A 3,777-nucleotide genomic window follows, 5' to 3' on the forward strand; every position below is an offset into this window, starting at 1 on the left:
ACACGGCGTGGGTGCGCAACACCGCGATCGAGCGCTACGTCGAACAGCGGGGGCTGGCCGTGGTGATGCCGCAGGTGCACCGCAGCTTCTACCTCGACCAGGCCTACGGCGGGCGCTACCGCACGTACCTGACCGAGGAGCTGCCGCAGGTCGTGGACCGGTTCTTCCGGGTCTCGCAGCGGCGCGAGGACACGTTCGTCGCGGGGCTGTCGATGGGCGGCTACGGCGCGCTGACCTGGGCCCTGACCGACCCGGGACGGTTCGCCGCGGCGGCCAGCCTGTCCGGCGCGCTGAACGTCGCGGCGCTCGCGGCGGGCCCGGCCCGCGAGGAGGACCCGCGGATGTGGGAGCGCATCGCCGACGGCGCGGACCTCGCCGGCACCGACGCCGACCCGTTCGCGCTGCTGGCCCGCGCCGACCCGGCGACCGCGCCCCCGATGTACCTGTGCTGCGGCACCGAGGACCCGCTGTTCGAGGGCAGCCTGCGGTTCGCGGAGCGGGCCTCGGCCGCGGGGCTGTCGGTGACCAGCACCTTCACCCGCGGCGGGCACGAGTGGGGCTACTGGGACGCGCGGATCCGCGACGTGCTCGACTGGCTGCCCCTGACCGGGTGACGCACCGGCCGGGGCCGGCGGGATGAGGCGCAGCCGGGGACCGGTGGTACCAGGACGGGCGCGGCCGGACGCGCCATGCTGGAGCCCATGGACCGGGACGAGCTGGGCACGATGCTGCGGACGTGGCGGGAGCGGGTGCACCCCGCCGACGTCGGGCTGCCGGCCGGGGCCCGCCGGCGCACCCCCGGGCTGCGGCGGGAGGAGGTCGCCGGGCTGGCCGGGATGAGCGTCGACTACCTGAGCCGGCTCGAGCAGGGCCGCGGCCCGCACCCGTCGGAGGCGGTGCTCGGGGCGATGGCCCGCGCGTTGCGCCTGGAGACGCCCGAGCGCGACCACCTGTTCCACCTGGCCGGCGTCGCGCCACCGACCCCGGGGCAGATCGGCACGGCGGTCCGGCCCAGCGTGCTGCGGCTGATCGACCGGTTCGCCGACCTGCCCGCGGTGCTGCTCAACGTCCGTCGCGACGTGCTGGCCTGGAACCCGATGGCGGCCGCCCTGTTCGGCGACTTCTCCGCCGACCCGCCCGCCCGGCGCAACCTCCTGCGCAGCCGGTTCCTCACCGGCGACAGCCGGATGGTCGCGCACACCGCCGAGGACCGGGCACGGCTGGACCGCTCGATGATCGGGGACCTGCGCGGCACCGTCGCCCGCTACCCGCAGGACCAGGCCCTGCGCCGCCTGGTCGCCGACCTGTGCGCGGGCAGCGAGACGTTCGCCCGGATCTGGGCCGAGCGCGAGGTGATCGCGCACCACGGCGACCGCAAGACGTTCGCCCACCCCCAGGTCGGCGAGCTGACCCTGGACTGCGACGCGCTGCACGTCTCGGCCGACGACCAGACCCTGCTCGTCTACTCCGCCGCCCCGGGCAGCCCGGCGGCCGACGGGCTGTCGCTGCTGCGCGTGGTCGGGACCCAGGAGCTCCGGACCGGCTCCTGAGCACTCCGCACACGTCTCCGGAATACCCTAGGGGGGTACCTTCGTTGCCGGGAATGGCAACGAAGACGAGACGACGGCGAGGCGACCGATGCGCGCGACACCGACGGCACCCGGGACCGGGCACCCGACCGAGGAGCACCCGACCGACGACCACGGTCACGACGACCACGGGGCCCACGGAGGGCATGGAGGCCACGGCGACCACGCGGCGCAGTTCCGGGACCGCTTCTGGTGGACGCTCGCGCTGTCGGTCCCGGTCGTCGTGTTCAGCCCGATGGTCGGGAGCCTGCTCGGCTACACCCCGCCGCCCTGGTCGACGTGGGTCCCGCCGCTGCTCGGCACGGTCGTGTTCGCCTGGGGCGGCGCCCCGTTCCTGACCGGGGCGCTGTCCGAGATCCGCGCGCGCCGGCCCGGGATGATGCTGCTGATCGGGCTGGCGATCTCGGTCGCGTTCGTGGCGAGCCTGCTGACCTCGCTCGGCGTCGCCGGGCTGATGCTGGACTTCTGGTGGGAGCTCGCGCTCCTCGTCGTGATCATGCTGCTCGGGCACTGGCTGGAGATGCGCGCGCTCGGGCAGGCCTCCGGGGCACTGGACGCGCTGGCCGCACTGCTTCCCGACGTCGCGGAACGGGTCGGGCCGGACGGCTCCGTGTCCGCCGTGACGCCGGCCGACCTCGCCGAGGGCGACACCGTGCTGGTCCGCTCCGGCGGGCGCGTCCCCGCCGACGGCACCGTGGTCGACGGCGCCGCCGAGGTCGACGAGTCGATGATCACCGGGGAGTCCCGGACCGTCTCCCGGGCCGTCGGCGACCGGGTGGTGGCCGGGACGGTGGCGACCGACTCGGCGCTGCGGGTGCGGGTCACCGCCGTCGGCGAGGGCACGACACTGGCCGGCATCCGCCGCCTCGTCGAGCAGGCGCAGGCGTCGCGGTCGCGGGCCCAGGCACTGGCCGACCGGGCCGCGGCGCTGCTGTTCTGGTTCTCCACCGGCGCCGCGGTCGTGACGTTCGCCGTCTGGACGGCACTCGGCGACCTGACCGGTGCCGTCGAGCGCACCGTCACCGTCCTGGTGATCGCCTGCCCGCACGCACTGGGACTGGCGATCCCGCTCGTCATCGCGATCTCGACGGCCCGCGCCGCCCGCGCCGGCGTCCTGGTCACCGACCGGCTCGCGCTCGAGCGGATGCGCCGGGTGGACACGGTCCTGTTCGACAAGACCGGCACGCTGACCACCGGCGCACCGGCCGTCGTCGGGACGGCCGGCGATCCGGACACGCTCGCACTGGCGGCCGCCGTCGAGGCCGACAGCGAGCACCCGCTGGCCCGCGCCGTCGTCGCGGCCGCGGGCTCCACAGGGGGCCCCGGGACCGCCGGGCGGGCGGACGGGTTCCGGTCGCTGACCGGGCGCGGGGTGCGCGCCACCGTCGACGGCGCCGACGTCGCGGTGGGCGGACCGGCGCTGCTGCGCGAGCTGGGGCTGTCCTCGCCCGCCGCGATCGCGGACGAGACCGGCCGCTGGGACGCGGACGGGTCGACCGTGCTGCACGTCGTGCGCGACGGCGCGGTGATCGGCGCGCTGGCCCTGGCCGACCGGGTCCGCCCGGAGTCCCGCGACGCCGTCGCCGCGCTGCACGCCCGCGGCGTCCGCGCCGTCATGCTCACCGGGGACGCGCGGCCGGTCGCCGAGGCCGTCGCCCGCGACGTCGGCGTCGACGAGGTGTTCGCCGAGGTCCTGCCGCAGGACAAGGACGACGCGGTCGCCCGACTGCAGTCGCGCGGCGCGACCGTGGCGATGGTCGGTGACGGCGTCAACGACGCGCCCGCGCTGGCCCGCGCGGACGTCGGGATCGCGATCGGCGCCGGCACCGACGTGGCGATCTCCTCGGCGGGCGTCGTGCTGGCCTCGGACGACCCCCGCGCCGTCCTCTCGGTGATCGCGCTGTCCCGCGCCGGGCACCGCAGGAGCGTGCAGAACCTGTGGTGGGCCGCCGGGTACAACCTGGTGTCGGTCCCGCTGGCCGCGGGGGTGCTCGCTCCGGTCGGGTTCGTGCTGCCGATGGCCGTGGGGGCGGTGCTGATGAGCCTGTCCACGATCGTCGTCGCCGCGAACGCGCAGCTGCTGCGCCGGGTCGAGCTGCGACCGGAGGTGCTGGCCCGGAGGTCCTGACCGACCCCGGAACCAGGCTGTGGGGTCAGGCGCCCGGGGTCAGGCGCCCGGGGTCAGGGG

3 protein-coding genes are annotated in these 3,777 nt (G+C 76.1%); all 3 read left to right on the forward strand.

Annotated elements, in window-relative coordinates; translation table 11 throughout:
- Nucleotides 1-614 (forward strand): alpha/beta hydrolase family protein (locus I4I78_RS31075; protein WP_218615078.1); only part of this gene is annotated, 614 nt, incomplete at its 5' end.
- 87 nt (nucleotides 615-701) lie between these two features.
- Nucleotides 702-1,550: a helix-turn-helix transcriptional regulator gene (locus I4I78_RS31080; RefSeq protein WP_218615079.1), complete on the forward strand. Its 849-nt coding sequence runs from the start codon at nucleotides 702-704 to the stop codon at nucleotides 1,548-1,550.
- Nucleotides 1,551-1,638: 88 nt separating this feature from the next.
- Nucleotides 1,639-3,717, forward strand: a complete 2,079-nt coding sequence (locus I4I78_RS31085) for a copper-translocating P-type ATPase (protein WP_218615080.1) — start codon at nucleotides 1,639-1,641, stop codon at nucleotides 3,715-3,717.
- The last annotated feature ends 60 nt before the right edge of the window (nucleotides 3,718-3,777 follow it).

Origin of the sequence: Pseudonocardia sp. KRD291 (assembly GCF_019263595.1) — a bacterium.
GTDB lineage: Bacteria > Actinomycetota > Actinomycetes > Mycobacteriales > Pseudonocardiaceae > Pseudonocardia.

Excerpts from the sequence above, each read along its gene's own strand:
- I4I78_RS31080 (WP_218615079.1), top strand. The coding sequence starts at position 702 with ATGGACCGGGACGAGCTGGGCACGATGCTGCGGACGTGGCGGGAGCGG.
- I4I78_RS31085 (WP_218615080.1), top strand. The coding sequence starts at position 1,639 with ATGCGCGCGACACCGACGGCACCCGGGACCGGGCACCCGACCGAGGAG.